This is a genomic window from Magnetococcales bacterium (assembly GCA_015231755.1).
Taxonomy (GTDB): domain Bacteria; phylum Pseudomonadota; class Magnetococcia; order Magnetococcales; family Magnetaquicoccaceae; genus Magnetaquiglobus.
This window is the reverse complement of record JADGAZ010000008.1, coordinates 91,057-110,150: the sequence shown is the minus strand read 5'-3', so window position 1 is coordinate 110,150 and position 19,094 is coordinate 91,057. Positions and strand designations below refer to the sequence as shown.

General features: G+C 58.3%; 19 protein-coding genes and 1 tRNA gene. 8 read left to right on the top strand and 12 right to left on the bottom strand.

What is annotated here, in order from left to right; all coding sequences use genetic code 11:
• The first annotated feature begins 18 nt into the window (after positions 1-18).
• The 7 genes from HQL98_07270 to HQL98_07240 all read left to right on the top strand — a co-directional run bounded on the left by HQL98_07270 (position 19) and on the right by HQL98_07240 (position 8,688).
• Positions 19-1,314 carry a hypothetical protein gene (locus tag HQL98_07270; GenBank protein MBF0271844.1) on the top strand — a complete coding sequence of 432 codons (1,296 nt, stop codon included), beginning with the start codon at positions 19-21 and terminating at the stop codon, positions 1,312-1,314.
• Positions 1,311-2,165 carry an AAC(3) family N-acetyltransferase gene (locus HQL98_07265; GenBank protein ID MBF0271843.1) on the top strand — a complete coding sequence of 285 codons (855 nt, stop codon included), beginning with the start codon at positions 1,311-1,313 and terminating at the stop codon, positions 2,163-2,165. Before HQL98_07270 ends, HQL98_07265 begins: the two co-directional genes overlap by 4 nt.
• Positions 2,155-4,104 (top strand): HAD family hydrolase, encoded by a 1,950-nt coding sequence (locus HQL98_07260; GenBank protein MBF0271842.1) that lies wholly within the window; start codon positions 2,155-2,157, stop codon positions 4,102-4,104. Before HQL98_07265 ends, HQL98_07260 begins: the two co-directional genes overlap by 11 nt.
• Positions 4,043-4,267 (top strand): acyl carrier protein, encoded by a 225-nt coding sequence (locus HQL98_07255; protein ID MBF0271841.1) that lies wholly within the window; start codon positions 4,043-4,045, stop codon positions 4,265-4,267. Before HQL98_07260 ends, HQL98_07255 begins: the two co-directional genes overlap by 62 nt.
• A 47-nt stretch (positions 4,268-4,314) precedes the next feature.
• The gene (locus HQL98_07250) at positions 4,315-7,419 is read left to right on the top strand and encodes a response regulator (GenBank protein MBF0271840.1); all 3,105 of its coding nucleotides are present in this window, start codon (positions 4,315-4,317) and stop codon (positions 7,417-7,419) included.
• A gap of 161 nt (positions 7,420-7,580) precedes the next feature.
• Positions 7,581-7,655: transfer RNA gene (locus tag HQL98_07245), tRNA-Val, on the top strand.
• Between the two features lie 280 nt (positions 7,656-7,935).
• On the top strand, positions 7,936-8,688 hold the full coding sequence (locus tag HQL98_07240; protein MBF0271839.1) for a hypothetical protein: 753 nt from the start codon (positions 7,936-7,938) through the stop codon (positions 8,686-8,688).
• A gap of 237 nt (positions 8,689-8,925) precedes the next feature.
• On the opposite strand, the gene HQL98_07235 is transcribed toward HQL98_07240, so the two are convergent.
• From HQL98_07235 to nifH, 8 genes are all read right to left on the bottom strand, one after another.
• Positions 8,926-9,075 (bottom strand): hypothetical protein, encoded by a 150-nt coding sequence (locus HQL98_07235; GenBank protein ID MBF0271838.1) that lies wholly within the window; start codon positions 9,073-9,075, stop codon positions 8,926-8,928.
• Between the two features lie 9 nt (positions 9,076-9,084).
• The gene (locus tag HQL98_07230) at positions 9,085-9,372 is read right to left on the bottom strand and encodes a DUF1640 domain-containing protein (GenBank protein MBF0271837.1); all 288 of its coding nucleotides are present in this window, start codon (positions 9,370-9,372) and stop codon (positions 9,085-9,087) included.
• A gap of 37 nt (positions 9,373-9,409) precedes the next feature.
• Positions 9,410-9,589: a hypothetical protein gene (locus HQL98_07225; GenBank protein MBF0271836.1), complete on the bottom strand. Its 180-nt coding sequence runs from the start codon at positions 9,587-9,589 to the stop codon at positions 9,410-9,412.
• A gap of 219 nt (positions 9,590-9,808) precedes the next feature.
• The gene (locus tag HQL98_07220; protein ID MBF0271835.1) at positions 9,809-10,486 is read right to left on the bottom strand and encodes a dinitrogenase iron-molybdenum cofactor biosynthesis protein; all 678 of its coding nucleotides are present in this window, start codon (positions 10,484-10,486) and stop codon (positions 9,809-9,811) included.
• Between the two features lie 15 nt (positions 10,487-10,501).
• The gene (gene nifT / locus HQL98_07215; GenBank protein ID MBF0271834.1) at positions 10,502-10,714 is read right to left on the bottom strand and encodes a putative nitrogen fixation protein NifT; all 213 of its coding nucleotides are present in this window, start codon (positions 10,712-10,714) and stop codon (positions 10,502-10,504) included.
• A 9-nt stretch (positions 10,715-10,723) separates the two neighbouring features.
• The gene (gene nifK / locus HQL98_07210) at positions 10,724-12,295 is read right to left on the bottom strand and encodes a nitrogenase molybdenum-iron protein subunit beta (GenBank protein ID MBF0271833.1); all 1,572 of its coding nucleotides are present in this window, start codon (positions 12,293-12,295) and stop codon (positions 10,724-10,726) included.
• A 76-nt stretch (positions 12,296-12,371) separates the two neighbouring features.
• Positions 12,372-13,823, bottom strand: coding sequence for a nitrogenase molybdenum-iron protein alpha chain (gene nifD, locus HQL98_07205; GenBank protein ID MBF0271832.1), 1,452 nt, complete (start codon positions 13,821-13,823; stop codon positions 12,372-12,374).
• A gap of 11 nt (positions 13,824-13,834) precedes the next feature.
• Positions 13,835-14,737 (bottom strand): nitrogenase iron protein, encoded by a 903-nt coding sequence (gene nifH, locus HQL98_07200; GenBank protein MBF0271831.1) that lies wholly within the window; start codon positions 14,735-14,737, stop codon positions 13,835-13,837.
• Positions 14,738-15,029: 292 nt separating this feature from the next.
• On the opposite strand from nifH, the gene HQL98_07195 reads away from it, so the two are divergent.
• Positions 15,030-15,863 (top strand): NAD(+)--dinitrogen-reductase ADP-D-ribosyltransferase, encoded by an 834-nt coding sequence (locus HQL98_07195; GenBank protein ID MBF0271830.1) that lies wholly within the window; start codon positions 15,030-15,032, stop codon positions 15,861-15,863.
• Here HQL98_07195 and draG read toward each other — a convergent pair.
• From draG to nifB, 4 genes are read right to left on the bottom strand one after another with little or no spacing between them, the layout of a single operon-like run.
• Complete coding sequence (draG, locus tag HQL98_07190; GenBank protein MBF0271829.1) at positions 15,847-16,806, bottom strand: ADP-ribosyl-[dinitrogen reductase] hydrolase; 960 nt, start codon at positions 16,804-16,806, stop codon at positions 15,847-15,849. The genes HQL98_07195 and draG overlap by 17 nt on opposite strands.
• Positions 16,803-17,402 carry a nitrogen fixation protein NifQ gene (locus HQL98_07185; protein MBF0271828.1) on the bottom strand — a complete coding sequence of 200 codons (600 nt, stop codon included), beginning with the start codon at positions 17,400-17,402 and terminating at the stop codon, positions 16,803-16,805. Before HQL98_07185 ends, draG begins: the two co-directional genes overlap by 4 nt.
• A gap of 28 nt (positions 17,403-17,430) precedes the next feature.
• A complete protein-coding gene (locus HQL98_07180) occupies positions 17,431-17,688 on the bottom strand; it encodes a 4Fe-4S binding protein (protein MBF0271827.1) in 258 nt (85 codons plus the stop codon).
• Between the two features lie 35 nt (positions 17,689-17,723).
• Positions 17,724-19,085, bottom strand: coding sequence for a nitrogenase cofactor biosynthesis protein NifB (nifB, locus tag HQL98_07175; protein MBF0271826.1), 1,362 nt, complete (start codon positions 19,083-19,085; stop codon positions 17,724-17,726).
• Between the last annotated feature and the right edge of the window lie 9 nt (positions 19,086-19,094).

Here is a 19,094-nt window from a genome sequence, read left to right as displayed (position 1 = left end):
TTTACCATCGGCTCGCCCATGCATCCGCTCGCCATACCACGTATTGTATCCAGTCGTCTCCGGGCCCGCCCGTTCAAGGAGCACTATTGGGCCTTTTGTGAACACCTCGCCCGTCTGGGCCGACTTCCGGGTCAGGCCGAATTTGCGTGGCTGGCCTGGAACGATCAGATCCGTTTCATGACCAACGGGGTGCAACCCGTGGACGGAGCCTGTCGCCAGAGGGCCCATGCCGCCGCCGAATGGCTGATCCGCGCCTGGGAAAGCACCCCGGATGATGGGGTCTCCATGGGCTATTACCCCTGCGACCCGTTGGAACGCTCCCCTTTGGGCAATGGCTGGCGGCCATCCTATCCGGAGACCACGGGTTATATCATCGTCTCGTTGCTCGATTACGCCATTCGGTTTTCCGATGCCCTGATGCGGGAGCGGGCTTTGGCCATGGCTCACTGGGAGGCAGAGGTGCAAATGGCCTCCGGGGCGGTGCAGAGCGGTGCCATCACCACGCCGGCCCGTCAACGGCCGGCGGTGTTCAATACCGGCATGGTGCTCCAGGGTTTTGCCGCCCTTCTGAAACACGAACCCGATCCCCGTATCGAACAGGCCGCCCGACGCGCCGCCGATTTCCTCCTCGCCGACATGGATCGGGATGGCCACTTGCGCACCCATGGCCAGTTTGTCGTCGATCGGCCCATCAAGACCTACAACTGTCTGTGCGCCTGGGGATTGCACCAGTTCGGCACCCTGGTCCAGGATCCGAACTGTCAGCAAGCCGCGGTGCGCATCGCCCGGGCCTCCATGCGTCTGCAACGGTCCAATGGCTGGTTTCCCCACAACTGCCTCGAACGGGACGAGGCCCCCTTGACCCATACCATCGGCTATACCCTCCAGGGACTGCTGGAAACCGGCATCGCCGCCGGAGATACCGCCCTGATCGAGTCTGCCCGTCGGGGCATGCTGCCGATCATCGATGTCCTCTCTCCGGATGGTTTTTTGCCGGGCCGGTTTCACGCGGACTGGAGCCCCGCCTCTTTCAGTTCCTGCCTCACGGGCAATGCCCAACTGGCGGTGGTCTGTTTCCGACTGTTCCAAATTCTGGGGGACGGCATTTTTCTGGAGGCGGGTCATCGTTTGTTGGATTTTCTCAAGGGATTGCAGGTGATCGGTGTTCCGTCCTCCCCCATGCGCGGGGCTTTGGCCGGATCGTTTCCCATGTTTCTGGGGGAGTACCAACCCGCCGGCTTTCCCAACTGGGCCACCAAGTACCTCCTGGATGCCCTGCTGTTGCAAGACCGGATCATCGAGGGGCGGGCATGATTCGTCCTTTTGCGGCCCGTTGCAAACGGTTCGTCAAGGGAGCCTGGAAAAAACACCGTCTGGCCTGGCTCCGGCGCTGGCAGGGATTCGGTCCGGAAGCCCTGAAACAGACCCTGACGGGTCTGGGAATTCACACCGGGGATTGCCTGCTGGTTCACTCTTCCCTGGATCGTCTGGAGGCCTTCACCGGGAAAAGCAGTGACATTCTCCAGGTGTTGCAAGAGGTGGTGGGACCGTCCGGATTGCTGTTCATGCCCACTTTGCCCTTTACCGGCACGGCGGTGGAGTGGGCCCGGGCCGGGAGTGTGTTTGACCTGCGGGCCACGCCTTCCCGCTCCGGACTGCTTACCGAGCTGTTCCGTCGCTCTCCGGGGGTGGTGCGCAGCATTCATCCCACCCATTCGGTGGCGGCCTGGGGGGAGCGGGCGGACGCCTTTTGTCGCGATCACCCCAACTGTTCCACCCCCTGCGGAGCCGGTTCCCCGTATGCCGGATTGCTGGCGGAAAACGGCAAGATTCTGTTTCTGGGGGCGTCCATCGAATCCATGACCTTTTTCCACGCCGCCGAGGCGCTCCTGGAAGAACATCTGCCCTTCTCGCCCTTCACCCGTGAATCGTTTCGATTGTCATCCCGCACCCCATCCGGGACGGTGGTGACGGTTACCCGACTTTTCGACCCGGAGATCTCCCGAAAACGGCGCATTTCACGCTTGGTGCCGGATCTCAAACGGCGCGGGGGGTGGCGTCATGCCCGCCTGGGGGGGGCGGAGCTGTTGTGCCTGGATGCCCGCGACGTGCTGGCCACTTTCAGCGAAATGGCGGCGCAAGGACGCTATGGTTATGATCCGTGAAGCACGCAAGGCGTTTCTGACCGCTCTGGAGCAGAACCGTATCTTTGAAACCCGCAATGCCGCCTTGGACTATCTGACCCGGGGAGAAGAGGCGGGACGTTGGCGCGTGGTGGCCCGGGTCGCCCGTGAATTGCCGGAAGGGGCGTTGGGACTCAAGACGCTGCGGGTTGCGGTTCTGGCCTCTTTTTCGATTGATTTCATGCAAGATGCCCTGTTGGCCCTGGGGTTGGCCCATGGGGTGCGGGTGGTGTGGCATGTGTCGGGCTTTGCCCAGTACCACCAGGAGATTTTAAATCCCGACAGCGGACTTTACGCCTTCAAGCCGGATGTGGTGATCCTCGCCATCGAGGGGGAACGGTTGTTGCCCCATCTGTATGAAGACGGGGGGATTCTGCCGGCTTCTGCGGTGGAGAACGGGGTCGCGGCGGCCATGGGGGTGATCGATCCGTTGATCACTGCCTTTCGGAGTCGTTGCGAGGCGCTGTTGCTGATTCACGATCTGGTGGGGCCGAGGGAGCGGGCCTGGGGAATTCTGGAGGGGATGAACGGGCCGGGTGCCGCCGAGGTGATCCAGGGAGTGCGCGCCGCCTTGCTGGAGCGGGCTCGGGCCGCACGGGGTCTGCATGTGGTGGACTACTCCGGTCTGGTGGCCCGCTGCGGGACGGAACGGTGGTTCGACCGGCGCATGGCCCATCTGGCCAAAGCCCCCATCGCCGCCCCGATGTTGCCCCGCTTGGCCGGGGAGTATCTGAAATATTTGCGGGCCGCGGCGGGTCTGACCCGGAAATGTCTGGTCACCGACTTGGACAACACCTTGTGGGGGGGAATCGTGGGGGAGGATGGTCTCCATGGCCTCAAGCTGGGCCCGGACTATCCGGGCAGCGCCCATCTGGCCTATCAGCGGGTTTTGTTGCAACTTCACAGCCGAGGGATTTTGTTGGCCATTGCCAGTAAAAACAATCCCCAGGATGTGGCGGAGGTGTTCCGGGATCATCCGGCCATGCTGCTCAAGCCTCACCATTTCGCCCGGCAGGAGATTCATTGGCAACCCAAGTCCCAATCCTTGCGGGCTATTGCCCAGGGGCTTAACATCGGTCTGGAACATCTGGTTTTCGTGGACGACAACCCGGTGGAGTGCGCCGAAGTGCGGGCCGCCTTGCCCATGGTGACCGTGATCGTATTTCCGGCCCGGCCCGAAGAGGCGGTGGAGGCCATTCTTGAACCCGGCTGGTTCGATGCCTTGACCGTATCGGCGGAGGATCGTAACCGCAGCGCCCTTTACGCACAACGGGATCAGGCCGAGGCGTTGAAAATGGCGAGTGGTTCGTTGCAGGAATATTATATCAGTCTGGAGATGGGGGTGGAGATCGTTCCGGTGACCGCCACCACCGTGGCCCGTGCGGCCCAGTTGACCCAGAAAACCAATCAATTCAACCTCACCACCCGGCGCCATTCCGAAGAAGAGGTGGCCAGACGCCTAAACGATCCGGATTGGCTGGTGTACGGCGTGCGGGTGACGGATCGTTTCGGCGACAACGGGGTGGTGGGTTTGATGATGGCCAGAGGTCTGGACGACCAGGAGACCCTGGAGGTGGAGACCTTTTTGCTGAGTTGCCGGGTCATCGGACGCACCATCGAAACCGCCATGCTGGCCGAATTGTGCAAAGGAGCGCGTCGCCTGAACCGTCGGCGCATCCGGGGCTGTTTCATTCCCACGGCCAGGAATGTCCCGGCAGAAAACCTTTATCCGGACCATGGATTCATTCGTTCGTCCGTGGCCCCTGAAAACGCCAATCAAGGCGAAACTCTTTGGGAATTGGACCTTACCTGCGGCGATGTCGCCACACCGCCGTGGATCACCCGGATTGGAGCCGACCATGGAAGAACAGATCAAACAACTGATGGCCGATCTGCTGAATCTGAATCCCGCCCGGATTGACGACTCCACCGCTATGGAAGAGGTGGATGGCTGGGATTCGTTCAACCATCTCAATTTGTGCCTGGCGTTGGAACAGGAGTTCGGCGTGACCCTGGAGGTGGATGAAATGGAATCCATGACCTCCTTTTATGACATTTGCCAGATCATTCAGTCGAAGTTGTGAAACCGGTCGCGTATCGCCATGACTCGTCTTCTCGCCGGGATCCCGGATTGAGCATGATTGTCCGTTTGTGGCGTCTTCCATACGGTACGGCCCAGAATATCGGTTTTGCGTTGTTGTTTGTGATTCTGGTTTCGGTGGTGGTGATCGCCTACCGCAACAGCAGTCAGAGCAACGCGGCGCTCCACACCCTGATCAATTTTCACGCCCCCCAACTCAAACGCCTGCAACAAGTCCACGATCATCTCCGCGGAGCCCATGCCGCCTTTCTGATGACCAGTCAGACGGAACCCCCGTTTTTCAAGTCGATTCTGGACTCCCTGGATGGTTTTGAGCAACAGGTCCGGCAACTCGAACAGGATCTGCACACCGCGGGTCTGCTGTTTCCCCCCGTCATTCCCAGCGAGGCGTTGTCGGTTTTGCGGGTCGCGTTGGTGCAGTATCAGGACAAACAGGTGGATATGCGCCGGGAGTTGACCAGCGCAATCCATATGGCTCAGGTCTCCCAGATCGAACAGAAACTGTCGGCCTTTCGGGAGAGCCTGTTCGGGATCATCCCGGATAATCGTCTTCAGGAGGTGCCGGAACCGGTGCGGTTACGCAGTCATGCCAGCCGTTCTGTTTTTTTGGATCTGGAACAGGCGCTCAAGCGTTATCTGAATCGACCGGAGGTGGATCTGGAAGAGGGGATCCGGGAGATGGAACTGGCTTTCGCCCAGTTTCAGGAGTTCCAGCAGATCGCCCAATCCAAGGAGTGGACCGATCCGGATTGGCTGAATGGTCTTGAGAAGGATCTGAGACGGTTTCATGCCGGATTGCTGCGTTATCACGAGGAGGTGCAACTCGGGAACTATCGGGCCGATCCGGCGGAACGGGCGAAAAAGGGTGCCTTGCGTTCCTGGCAGGATCTTGAAATCACCATCGACGCCATGAAGCAGGAAATGGGCGACTATTTGGGGCGCGTCGAAGAGAATGTGATGGCTGTCGGGAGTTGGAATCAGAAGCTGTTCATGCTGCTTTCCGTGGAGGGTCTGGTTCTGTTTGTCCTGATTGTCCTGTTTCTGAAGAAAATCATCAAAGAACGAACCCAGCAGTTGCGTATTGGCGCCGAACAGTTTGCTCAGGGACGTCTGGAACATCGCATCCATCTGGAATCCGGAGACGTGTTCGCCGAACTGGGTCATGCTTTCAATCATATGGCTTCCAGTCTGCACCTCAAGGATTTGGCCCTCAAGGAGAACATGACCACTCTGGAACAGGCCAAGGAGCAGGCCGAAGCCGCCAGCCGCACCAAAAGTGAATTCCTGGCCAACATGAGCCATGAAATCCGTACTCCGATGAATGCCATCATCGGTTTGACCGATCTGGGATTGCAGCATCCCACGGATCCCCGTTCGCATTTCTACCTGCGGCAGATCGCCGACTCTTCGCATTTGTTGCTGCGGATCATCAATGACATCCTCGACTTCTCCAAGATCGAGGCCGGCAAACTGGAAGTGGAAACGGTTCTCTTTTCGCCACGGGAGTTGCTGGATCGGCTGTCGGATCTGTTCCGGGGGCAGGCGGAGGAGAAGGGGTTGCGGCTGACCCTGCACTGGATCGGCGACTCTCCCCCCCGGGTGATCGGGGATCCCTACCGGTTGGAACAGATCCTGATCAATCTGGTCGCCAACGCCTTGAAGTTCACCCCGCGTGGCGAAATCGTGGTCACAGCCCGTCTGCTGCGTGCCCGGGATGATCTCACCCCGGAACAATTGGAATTTTCGGTGCGGGATACGGGAATCGGCATGACTGCGGAAGAAGTCGGCAGACTTTTTCATCCGTTTGTGCAGGCGGATGGCTCCACCACACGCCGTTACGGCGGAACCGGTCTGGGTTTGACCATCTGCAAACGGTTGGTGGCCATGATGGGGGGGGAGATGCGGGTGGAAAGCATACCCCAGGAGGGCAGTCTGTTTTTTTTCACGGTGCTTTTGCCCAGTCAGGATCCCGCCACCCTGCCACCGGCCCCGTTGTGTCCCAAAACCCACCGGGGTATGGGCACGCCCATGGATCTGGCAGGATTGCGCGCCCGGATTGGCGGCGCCAAAGTGCTGCTGGTGGAAGATCATGCCATCAACCGTCTGGTGGCCGAGGAGCTGTTGCGTGGTGTCGGTCTGCTGGTGGAAGCGGCGGAAAATGGTCAACAGGGGGTCGAAAAGGCTTTGGCATCCCCTTATGATCTGGTCCTGATGGACATCCAGATGCCCATCATGGATGGCTATGAGGCCACCCGTCAGATGCGCGCCTCGTCTTTGCCCCGGGATCTGCCCATCGTCGCCATGACCGCCCACGCCATGGCCGGAGAACGGGAACGGTGTCTGGCGGCGGGGATGAACGATCATCTCTCCAAGCCCATTGATAAATGTCGGCTTTACGAAGCGCTGCTGCACTGGATCAAGCCCATGGCGCGGGTGGTGCCTGAAGAAATTTCCATTCTCGTTCCCGAGGTCGGGGATTCCGGAGCGGCGTGTTTGCCCGACATCCTGCCCGGAATTGATGTGCCACGGGCATTGGATCGGGTCAACGGCAATCACAAGCTGTTGCGTGCGTTGTTGCTTTCGTTTGGTCGCGAACACGCCCAGGCCACGGAAACCATTCGTCACCACCTGGAGCAGGCCGAAGGACATGGACTGGAGCCGGTCAAGCGTCTGGTCCATTCCATCAAGGGACTGGCGGGCAATCTTTCCGCCACGGAGCTGTCCGTGGTGGCCTCGGAACTGGAAATCGCCATCAAGGAGAATCTCCGGGAACGGTGGCCCCTGGTGTTGGCACAATTCGACCAAGCGTTGAAGCGGGTCATGGCATCCATCGGACTGTTGGCGTGCCACGAACAGCAGTCGTGGGGGGACGAAAAAGCGCAACCGCTGGATCTGGCGGTCATCCGACCTGTGTTGCATCGATTGGCCGACTTTCTCCATGTCTCCTCGGGGGAGGGATTGGATATGTTCGAGGCTCTGAAACCCATGATGGCCCATGCCCCGGAGGATCTGCGGGTTTTGGTGGAGGAAATGGAAACCAATCTGGATCGTTTTGCCTTCGTGGAGGCTGGCGCGACCTTGCAGACCCTGATCCGACGTCTGGATCACCATCTGTCTGCGCAACCCGCCACCTGAACCGATCCCGAATCCGCCTGCCCTGGCTTTTGGGGGTCCCGCAAGAAGAGATGGGCGAGGCTGACGATTTTCATTGACTCTTGGAGGAAGAGTGGTGTATCCTTTTCAACGTTGTACCGCAAGAAAGATCGAGAAAAGCTCCACGATCTTTCCCCGCAAGCGGGCGGCTAGCTCAGCGGGAGAGCACTGCCTTCACACGGCAGGGGTCACAGGTTCAATCCCTGTGCCGCCCACCATATTTTGAATCGCTAAACGGCCTTTCCGGGAATACTGGGAAGGCCGTTTTTGGGATTGTATTTAAGTCCCAAAGAGATTCAAGGGGTAGTATGCGGAACTCCATGGGTCAAGCCATACTGCAATCGCAAAAACTGTCCCAAAAATGGGGTGGGAGTCTAAAATTTTCAGTTGACTGCTGAATAGGGGCAGTTGATGTAATCCAGCACACAGTTATATAGGCAAATCAATATGTCTTCGTGCGACCAAGCCACCAAAGTCTGTCAAGAAGTTTACGATTGGATGTCTTCACAGTCAAACGTTGGCGAAGAATCCATAACGGACTGGTTTCTGTATTCCCTTACCAAACATATTCCTTATGTCCGTTATCATAAATTTACGCGACGGGAAGAGGGAAAAACAACAGGGGCAGACTGGGAGTGGTGGTTCATAGATGGATGTGCAGGAATTGGTCTGCGCGTGCAAGCTAAACGCCTTGACAAAAATGACAATTACCCTTCCTTAGCCTATGCCAACAAATATGGGCTTCAGATTGATACACTTATTAAAGATGCACATGCTAAGAATCTCTTGCCGTTTTATGCACTCTATAGTGCTTTGCACTTTGGCAGTCAACCGTTCAAGACAAAATGTGGCGGGATGCCCTCGAAAGGGATTGATGAGGGTGTTTTCTTAAGTGAGGCAATACCTATTTCTAATCAATACATTAAAGGAGTAAAACAAGTTATAGGGTGGAGTGTTCTTTTAAACGATGCCATGCCCGCATCTTGTTTGTTTTGTTGCCCTATGGCGCACAGCAATGGAATCAAAGGACTGCAAATGTTCTTTGGTGATTGCTTTTCAAAAACCATAACAGAATATAACAACAGCAACACAAATTCCCCAGGCTATTTTAATGAAATTCCGGATTATGTGCGTTCATTCATGAAAGGGGAAGAAGGTTCTGATGGTTGGGAACGAGATTTTAGAAGCCAACTTCCAGAAGTTGACGGCATGATTGTCGTTGATCTGTCACGCAATAAATGTGATGAGTAGTGAACGCTATTTCTTGACCAAATTAATGAGTCAGGCTACTGAAAATCCTCGTCAAGCATGGCATCGGGTTCCATGGTCAAGGTGGACAGTTTGCCACTCCCAGCATTCAAAAAGTAGTCACCATCCGTGATGGCCACGTCCCATTATTGAAAAAACGGAAAATGCCTCGCGGGTGCGGGATGACCCTCGACCGGATCCATGATATCCCCCCGGTAGATGGGCGCGCTTCGGGGTTGGTCAGTGCAGGAAGAACGATTGGAGGATGAGCGTGACGATTCCGGCAACGCATCCAGCCATGCCCCATTTGAGTGGGGCGAGTTCGACTTGCAGATTTTTCTTGGTGGCCAACTCAAGTTCGTTGGGGGCTTTTGCGCGGGACCAGTTCATTCAGGCGCGTCATCCAAAGAGTGTTCTCAAGGCGGGAAGCACTGTGGCTGTGATCACCAGGGCCAGCATCCATTTGATCAGCAGGAGATCGGTACGAATTGGGGCGAGTTCTTTTTCGAACTTGGCATCCATTCGCATTTCCAGCTCCTTGATGTCTCCCCTGGTGGCGAGTTCTTTGAAGGAAACGTCTTGAGCCTTTTTGAAGGCGTTGACGACACCCTTGGATTGCTCTTTGGTGAATCCGGCAGCCTCAAGAGATTCAACCAGTTCCAGGGTATCGAAAGTGACGGTGGCCATGGTGATTGCTCCGGATTTATGTGTGGATGAGGCCTCATCATACCAGATCCCCCATCATTCCCACATCGAAAAAAGTCCCCTGCGGGATGACCCTCGACCGGATCCAGGATATCCCCCCGGTGAATGGGCGCGCTTCGGGGTTGGTCACATCCACCCCGGCATCACGCAAACGGTGGACAAATTTCAAGGTGTCAAACGTGGCAATGGAGGCGCTCATGGTCGGAGTCTTCGAGAATCAATGTGAATGACGGAACCATGATACCAGATCCTTGCCTTCAGCGTATCAGAAAATTTCCCCTGATCGTTCCCGCCATCCTGTCCATGGCGTTTCAATACCTCCACACCCCACCACAAACGCTCACCCGTCCCCGCAAGCCCGACGGCTTCTTGATGCCCGGAATGGCCGCATGGTGCAAAACGGGCATCACCTTCTGCGTCAATCCCCATGCATGATCCGTTTCAGCCAGGGCGGTGGGGTGGTGGCCAGGACCTGTCGCAGATCCTCCAGCCATGCCGTGGCGGTCATGCCGTCTGTCACCTTGAGAGGCAACAGACCTGCGCGGGTCACTCTGGCGGCTGCCGGTCCGCCGATGCTGGTCGCCACCAGAATCCGACAGTCCCGGATCAGGGCCAGACGGCTTTCCACCTTGTCCCGCTTTTCGTCCGTCAGGGGAAGGGCGCGCTCCGTCACCCGGCGTATCCCGTCGGAGGTGACATCATGAATCATGAAGTGGCTGCATGAGGCGAAATGGCCATCCAGCCGACCATGACCCATGCTGGCCATGGCCACCCGTACCACCCCATCCGGGGGATGATCCGCCACAGGCGCGGCGGAATCCTTAACCGGGTTGGCGACCTCCGGTTCCCAACTGGTCAACCAGTGCAGGGCGGATTTGAGGGTCTTGCCCGTGAGATCGGGCAGATCCTGTTGCAACAAAGGGCGCAACTGACAGGGGGTCAGGGTTTTCAACCGTTCCTGGTCCGGGAGTTGACCTCCAAACAGCTCCTGCAACCGCGTGATCAGGACGCGGGGCGAAGGCAGCGACAATTCCCGACTGGCCAAACCGATGCGCAAGGCCAGCTCTTCGGTCAACTCCTGGACTGAAACGGTCATGGTTTTACTCCTGGTTCACAATTTGCGTACACGAAAGGTGACAGGGATCAGCGGTCGTTGGGTCAAAGGTTCCAGATAGAGCTTTTCCCCATTGGCGAGACTCAGGGTGCCTCCCCACCGGTCGTCCTGATCGAACTCCACGGTTCGCACGACCGCTTCGAGATCCTTTTTGGGCACATAGCACAGCAGTTCCCCCCGTTCATTGTGTCTCAACATGATCTCTGGCACGCACACCCCCTATCGAATCAAATCATAGTTGTAGTCGGTCTCCGCCATGCCCCGGGTATCCTCGTCGAGCCGTTCCAGCACCGCGTTGACCAGGGTGGTCAGCAGGTACATGGCCCCTTCGTAACCCAGAGTGGTGTGACGATGAAGATGGTGCCGGTCGAAAATGGGAAATCCGATGCGGATCAACGGCACTTCAAACTCCTTGCCCTTGTGCAGGGTGTCGCGTTGAATGAACTTGCCGTAGGAGTTGCCAATCAGGAAATCGGGCTTCTTTTCAAACAGCAGGGAGCGCAGATGCCACAAATCCCGACCGAAATGCACCTCCGCCCCTTTGCCGTAGGGGGAAGAGGCCAGCAATTGTTCCATGGCCTTGCCCCAGCGTTTGTTGGCGTTGTGGCTCAACAGATGCACAGGCTCGGCGCCCAGTTCCATGAGAAAACGGGCCATGCCCATGACAAAATCCGGGTCGCCGTATACCGAAAACTTGCGACCATGCAACCAGGCGTGGGAGTCGGCCATCATGTCCAGCAGTCGGCCACGCTCCAGTTCCAGGGAGGCGGGGATGGGCTGACCGGTCAGTTGGGAGATGGTCATCAGGAAGCGATCCGTGGCCGCCAGACCATAGGGCGCATCCACGCTGGTCACCGGATGGTTCCAGGTCTCCTTGACGAATTTCTTGCTTTTGTCGGCTCCCCACGGTTGCAGAAACAAGGTGTCGATGGCGTTGGGAGCCTGTCTGATCTCGTCCTGGGTGGTGCCTCCGGCATACATGCGGTATTTGCCATCCGCCGGCGTATCCAGTACCGCCTCCGGGTCGGACAGTAAGGTGGCCGAAACCCCCATCTCCTGCATCATGCGTTTCAACACCCGGAAATTGCCCAGATACCCCTCGAATCCCGCCACCAGATTGATCTTGCCACTCTTGCCCGGCACCTTGTCGGCCATGGCGTTGAGGGTGAAATAGCGCAAAATCCCCTCCAGCATGTTGTCCCACCCGGTCAAATGGCTGCCGATGAAACTCGGGGTGTGGGCGTAGGGGGTGGGGAAGTCGGTGGGGATGCGGCCATCTTTTTTGGTGTTGGTGATGAAAGCGTTCAGGTCATCCCCGATCACCTCCGCCATGCAGGTGGACGAAACGGCGATCATCTCCGGTTCGTACAGCGCCTTGGCGTTTTGCAGACCGGCGAACATGTTCTTCTGACCGCCGAACACCGCCGCGTCTTCGGTCATGGAGTCGGAGACGCAAGCCACCGGCTCTTTGAAATGGCGATTGAAATAGGTGCGAAAATAGGCGGTGCAGCCCTGACTGCCATGCACGTAAGGCAAGGTGGCGTGAAAGCCTAACGCGCACAGTACCGCCCCCAGAGGCTGACAGGCCTTGGCGGGATTGACGGTCAACGCCTCCCGCTGGAAATTCAGCGCCTGATATTCCGGCGAGGTACTCCAGGCGAAGGTTTCGTCGATTTTGGCTTTCGGTTCCCGGTTTTCGTACTCTTCCCCCTTTTTTCTCAGGGTGTCACGGTATTCCGGTTGTTGGAAAAGGGGATAACAGGGAATGATCTTTTCCGCGGTTTGATTCATGGTGGGTCTCCCCTCCCGTGCTGCTCATCCGCAGACACGAAAGACAGTGGAACATTGAGATTTTTTCTTTTTGGGTTCACGCGGCGTTGGGCTGACGCCAGGGAGGCGTCATCATTTTCCAGCAGGGGTTGTTGATGGTCATATCCATGTCCCGTGCGAAAATGGCGTAACCGTCGTAACCGTGATAAGGGCCGGAATAGTCCCAGGAGTGCATCTGCCGGAAGGGAATGCCCATCTTCTGGAAGACATATTTCTCCTTGATGCCCGATCCGATCAGATCCGGACGCACCCGTTCCACAAAACGCTCCAACTCGTAGCCGGAGGCGTCGTCATAGATCAGCGTGGTGTTTTTCAAATCCACCTGGGTGCGGTCGTAGTCGTCGTTGTGGCCGAATTCATAACCGGTGCCCACCACCTCCATGCCCAGATCCTCATAGGCGCCGATCACATGCCGGGGACGCAATCCGCCGACATACAGCATCACCCGTTTGCCCTCCAGACGGGGCCGGAAACGGTTGGTGATGGCATCGGCCATGGGTTGATATTTGGCGATCACCGCTTCCGCGCCGGCCTTGATGCGGTCATCGAAGCGGGCGGCGATGCGGCGCAACGAGTCGGCGATCCTGGAAGGCCCGAAAAAGTTGTATTCCAGCCAGGGAATGCCGTATTTGGTCTCCATGTGACGGCTGATGTAGTTCATGGAGCGGTAACAATGCACCAGATTCAGCCGCACCTTGGGAGTCCGTTCCAGTTCGGCGAGGGTGCCATCCCCGGACCACTGGGCGACCACCTGCAATCCCATTTCCTCCAGCAGAATGCGGGAAGACCAGGCATCCCCGCCGATGTTGTAATCCCCGATGATGGCCACGTCGTAAGGACCGGCTTGAATGCCGTCATCGGCCTTGGGACGGTCGAGAATATAATCCCGGATGGTGTCGTTGGCGATGTGGTGGCCCAAGGACTGGGAGACCCCGCGAAAGCCTTCGCAGCGCACCGGCACGATGGGTTTGTTCAGGTCCACGCTTTTTTTCTTGGCCACGGCTTCGATGTCGTCGCCGATCAGACCCACCGGGCATTCGGATTGCACGGAAATTCCCTTGTTGAGGGGAAACAAGGCGTTGGCCTCTTCCAGCAGTTTGGCGAGCTTCTTGTCGCCGCCGAAGACGATATCCTTCTCCTGGAAATCCGAGGTGAAATTCATGGTGCCGAACGCGTTGATCCCGGTCGTCCCCACATAATAGTTGCGTCGTCCCGCCCGGGAGTATTGACCACATCCCACCGGACCATGGGAGATGTGGATCATGTCCTTGATCGGTCCCCAGACCACCCCCTTGGAACCGGCGTAGGCGCAACCGCGAATGGTCATCACGCCGGGCAGGGATTTGCGGTTGGCTGTGATGCCGCAACCGCCTTCCAGGGCTTCTCCGTCCAGCACCGCCAGATGTTTGGCCCGGTCTTCGGCGGCCTCCGGGGGATAGGCCGCCAGCACCTCCTGAATCAATTTTTCCGCTTCGTCACGTGTCAACATGGCCCGTCTCCTTACGCCACAGCCTGAACGATGGGAATGGTTTTTTCTTCCGCCGCCGTGCGTCCGATGATGGAGGTGTCCTCCTCATCCAGAATGCCGAACTCCATGAGCAGCGCTTCCAGTTCATCCATGGTGAGGGGGGTGGGGATCACCATTTTCTTGTTGTTGACGATCTTGCTGGCCAACTGGCGGTATTCATCGGCCTGGGGGCTGGTGGGATCGTATTCGATCACCGTCATGCGGCGGATTTCCGCCCGTTGCACCACATTGTGCCGGGGAACGAAATGGATCATCTGGGTGCCGAGACGTTCCGCCAGGGCCTCGATGAGATCCGCTTCCCGGTCGGTGTTGCGGGAGTTGCAGATCAGACCCGCCAGACGCACCTTGCCGGAATTGGCATACTTGACGATCCCCTTGGCGATGTTGTTGGCCGCGTACATGGCCATCATCTCGCCGGAAACCACGATGTAGATCTCCTGGGCCTTGTTTTCCCGGATCGGCATGGCGAAACCGCCGCACACCACATCCCCGAGTACGTCGTAGAACACAAAATCCAGATCCTCTTCGTAGGCCCCTTCTTCTTCCAGGAAATTGATGGCCGTGATCACACCCCGACCCGCGCATCCCACACCCGGTTCCGGTCCACCGGATTCCACGCAGCGAATGCCGCCATATCCGGCTTTGAGCACGTCGGACAGCTCCAGATCCTCCACGCTGCCGGCTTCCGAAGCCAACTGCATGATGGTGTTCTGGGCCTTGGCATGGAGAATCAGGCGGGTGGAGTCGGCCTTGGGGTCACAACCGACGATCATCACCTTTTGTTGCGCTTCGGCCAGTGCGGCGACCAGATTCTGGGTGGTGGTGGATTTGCCGATGCCGCCCTTGCCGTAAATGGCGCATTGCCGTATTGCCATGTTGGGATACTCCTTGGTCTGGAATGGGAAAAGAAACGGTGTGACTGCCTCGATTTCCATAAGGGCATTTCCCGCGCCAAATCTGTTATTATAGCATAACCATATGATAATAAATCATTAAATTGACTTTCGCCACGCCTGAAATCAGGTCTGGAATACGACATGAAGCGTCTGAATGTCCGTTTGTCTACAAAATCACAAGAGGGATTGAGCTTTGGAAGGAATTGTCGATAGACTTCGGGATCGAAAAAACCAATCGTTTTGGGTGCCTTTGGCCCGCAAGGGAGCGAGTATGCCGCAGCGTGTGGATGTGGGGGAGTCCTGGCCGCCTCCCAGAGAGTCGTGGACCCGGTTCAACCGGTGCAACGTCCCCTCGTCGGTGTTGGCCAGTTTGGATTTTCAGTTGCGGCCCGAACGGGTGGAACTGGATGGGGTGGCCATCATCCACAAGGATTTGTTTTGGCGTCTGGAGCGTCTCTCCGACCCGAAGGATCGGGCTGTGCAGTTTATGGATTACTTGGCGGTTTATTTTTCCCTGGCCTCGCCGGAGAGCGCGGGCTTCAACGCCCAATCCCGCATCCGCCGCAACAAGGCGGATTATTTGAGTGTGTTGCGCGGCTGGCTGTTCGATCCGGATGGTCGGGAAGGGGCGGTGTTGAAAGGCTGGGTGGCGTCGCGCTTCGGGTTGCTACCCCGTTATTTCGGCGGTCGCATCCTGCCGGAAAGTGACGATTACCAAAGATTCTTAAGGCAACAAAGCGCGGGGGTCTACAACACCAATAATCTGGAAGGGCAATTGGATCTGCTGTATACCTATTGTCAATATGAGTTGGTCCGGCAACAGCCCCGGCAGCAACACGTCACCTTGTTTCGCGGGGTGAACCGGCTGGCGGAACACGATCTGGTCGCCAGACTGGGACGACGGCTGTGCGTGGTGTTGCTCAACAATCTTAGTTCATTCACCATCAATCGGGAACGGGCAGATGAATTTGGGGATCAAATTTTGGAAACGGATGTTCCAATACCTAAAATCATGTTTTTCAACGCCCTGTTGCCCGGCGTGCTCAAAGGGGAAGAGGAGTATCTGGTGATCGGAGGGTTGTACGAAGTCACCTTGTCCCGGTGATGCGCACATCCGGATTTGACCATCCCGCCTCGGGCATGACGGGCAGGGGCGCGGATTGGATCAAAGCCAAAGCCTGACGTATACAACCCTCGACCACCTGGGGTTGCAGGGCGTTGAGCCATCGTTTCGGGATCGCTTCCACCCCGTGATGGGCGCCGGCCAACATGCCGGCAATGGCCCCGGTGGTGTCGGCGTCGCCACCCAGATTGACCACGTCGGTGACACACTCTTCGAAGCTGTCGGAGTCGAAAAACCCTTGGAATACTGCCCGCAGCGTGTCGGCGATAAAACCAGAGGGATGGCTCATCTCCGGTCGCACCCGGAAACGGAAAACCGGCCAGGCCGACACCAATTGTTGTACCGGTCCAGACAGCATGTCGGAGACCTGGATGCCGGTCAGGGCCATGCGCACCAGATGGGCCATGCACTCGGTTCCCGCCTCGGCCAGGGGATTGTGATGGGTCACCCGGCCTTGATGCAGGCAGGCCAAGTCGAGATTTTCCTCTGTCCCCCCATGACAGGCCAGAATTACCGGCAATACCCGCATGCACGAACCGTTGCCCGCGTCCTGCTCCCCCGGTGGCGAGCGGGGTGCCCCGGTGCGGCGAAAATGCAGAATGCCCCGGCGCACCGTGTTGCCGATATCCACCGGTTTGGCCCGCATCCAGGCGTCGAACGCCTGGGCCGCGTCCACCGGATCGATGCGGCGGTTGCGCAGAATCGCCTCCCCCAGTGCCAGACTCATGGTGGTGTCGTCGGTGACGTGACCGGGTTTGAGTCCCAGCCAGCCCCCGCCGATGATCTCCCGGTGCCGACCATGGTTGGCCTTGATTTCCCGTGGGGTCATGAATTCCACCGTGGCCCCCAGGGCGTCTCCCACCGCCAACCCCAGATAAGCCCCCACCGCCCGTTTCTGTAACGGGCTCCAGCGGGGGGATATCATCTCTCCGGCCCGAAACACCGGTCATAGTCCCGACAGGCGTCGCACGACGGCGCCCGGCACAGGGAAATCTCCGCCGCCTCGCACAGTTGCTTGTAGAAGAATTTTTTCCATTTCATGTCGTTCACATTGCGGCTCGCCAGGGGGGTGAACGCATGCTGGAGCAGGGAGGAGAGATCCTCCCGCGCCCACAACCCCAGATCCTGCCACAGATGATCCTCTCCCAGACACCCTTCCGCCACGATCCGCGCCATCCAGTCGGCATCCGGATAACCCAGCACGCAGTGTGCGCGCAACAATTCGATCAGCGCCTCCCGTTCCGGCGCGCGTTGCGGGTCCGGAGTCGTCCGCCCATCCAGGAGCGGATTGGGCAGGGTGATCCCGGGAAAATGGTAGCGCATCAACGCCGCGAACGCCTGACTTCCCAGACCGAGATGACCCGGCAACGCCGTATCTCCATTCAACCAGGAACTGATGATGCGGGCCAGCCACACCCCAAGCGGGTTGTGTCGGGCCGCGTCCAGCAGCGTTGGATGGATGCCAAGCCTGCGGTGATGAAAGGGTGGACGGGTTGAACGCCACACGGTGGACAGTTCCATGGTCTTTGCTCCATAGGCTGGCGTGATTTCAGGCTGGCAGTGGCTCCCTGGGGGGAATGCCGGTCAGGCTGCCCGGAGGATTCATGGCGGTTCCTTCATCGTCGATGATGGCCCCTTCCACCGGACAGATTTCCACACATTGCGGCAGGTCGCCGTATCCTTCGCAGCGGGTGCAGGATTTTTTGTCGATGCGGAACACCTCATTCTTGACCCGGATGGCCGCGTTGGGACAAATGGGCTCACAGGCCCAGCAGGCGATGCATTCGGCGGTGATGATTAAGGCGATCATGGTTTTCAGGCTCCTCGATTGGGTGTTGGTTTTCAGCCGCGTCCTTTCATGCCGGCTGCGGCCACCTTGGGGGTGGGGATGGCGTGTTTGTCCTGCAACAGGCGCGCGGTGTGCGACAACGCTTCCAGCACAGGCCGATCCGCATGGCTGTTCACCGGTTCGATGCCCCGTTCCAGCAACTCCTGCCAGGGGACAAAGCCGATGCGGGCACAGATCACACCCTGACAGTCGTTCAGAAGATTCAAAACGGCTTTCAGAGTGTGGTCCTTGTCCTCGCATTGATCATCACCCTGGCAATAACGGGGCACGAAACGTTCGCCCAGGTGTTCGATCTGCGCTCCCGTTACCCGGTAGATCCGGAAAAATGCCGCGTGCCCGAAATGGGTATCCACCCGCTCGCCGGATTGACTGGCCACGGCCAGCACCACCGGTGATGGGGGGTTGGCCACCGGATCGCGTCGGGTGGGGCGGTGAATGGGAATGACCCGACTGTCTTCCACCGGGGAGCGGTTCAACTCCGCCTGACGATCCTGCTCCAGCAATCCCACCGCGTCGGCCCGACACTGACGGCAATGGGTCATCAGTTTGGCCGCTCCGCCACATTGACTCCGCACCTGCTGCAATTGGGCCTCGTTTGGTCCGGGAATCCCCATGACACCGTAATAGGTGCCATGCTCCGGGGCGCTGATCAGGGGCATGATGTTGTGACTGAACACCCCGGCCTCGCTCACCAGACGGTTGATTTCCGGGATCTGTCGATCGTTGACTCCGGGAATCAACACCGAGTTGATTTTCACCAACACCCCCCGGGCGATCAGGGCGGACAGCCCCGCCAGTTGCTGCTCCAACAGAATGTGGGCGGCTTCCACCCCGCGTCGTCGTTTTTTGTTCCAGAAAATCCACGAATAGATGGCCGCTCCCACCTCGGGATCCAGGGCGTTGAGGGTGATGGTGACGTGCTGAATGCCGTGATCCAGGATCGCGTTCACCGATTCGGGCAGACATAGCCCATTGGTGGACAGGCACAAATGCCAATCGGGAAACGAGGAGCGCAACGGTTTGCAGGTGGCGAACACCCGTTCCCGGTTGGCCAGGGGATCGCCGGGTCCGGCAAAACCGATCACCCGCAGATGGGGCAAACGCTGTCTGGCCTCCCAGGCCCGTTTCACCGCCTGATCGGGGTTTAGCACCCCGGAAACCACCCCGGGTCTGGATTCGTTGGAACAGTCGAATTTCCGGTTGCAATAACGACACTGCATGTTGCACGCCGGGGCCACCGGCAGATGCATGCGGGCGTAGCGATGAGAGGCCCCTTCCGAATAACAGGGATGCTCCTCGATCCGCGCATTGTTTGGCTGGATCGGGCGGCATCCAGACTCTTGGACCATGCTCATGCCGTGACT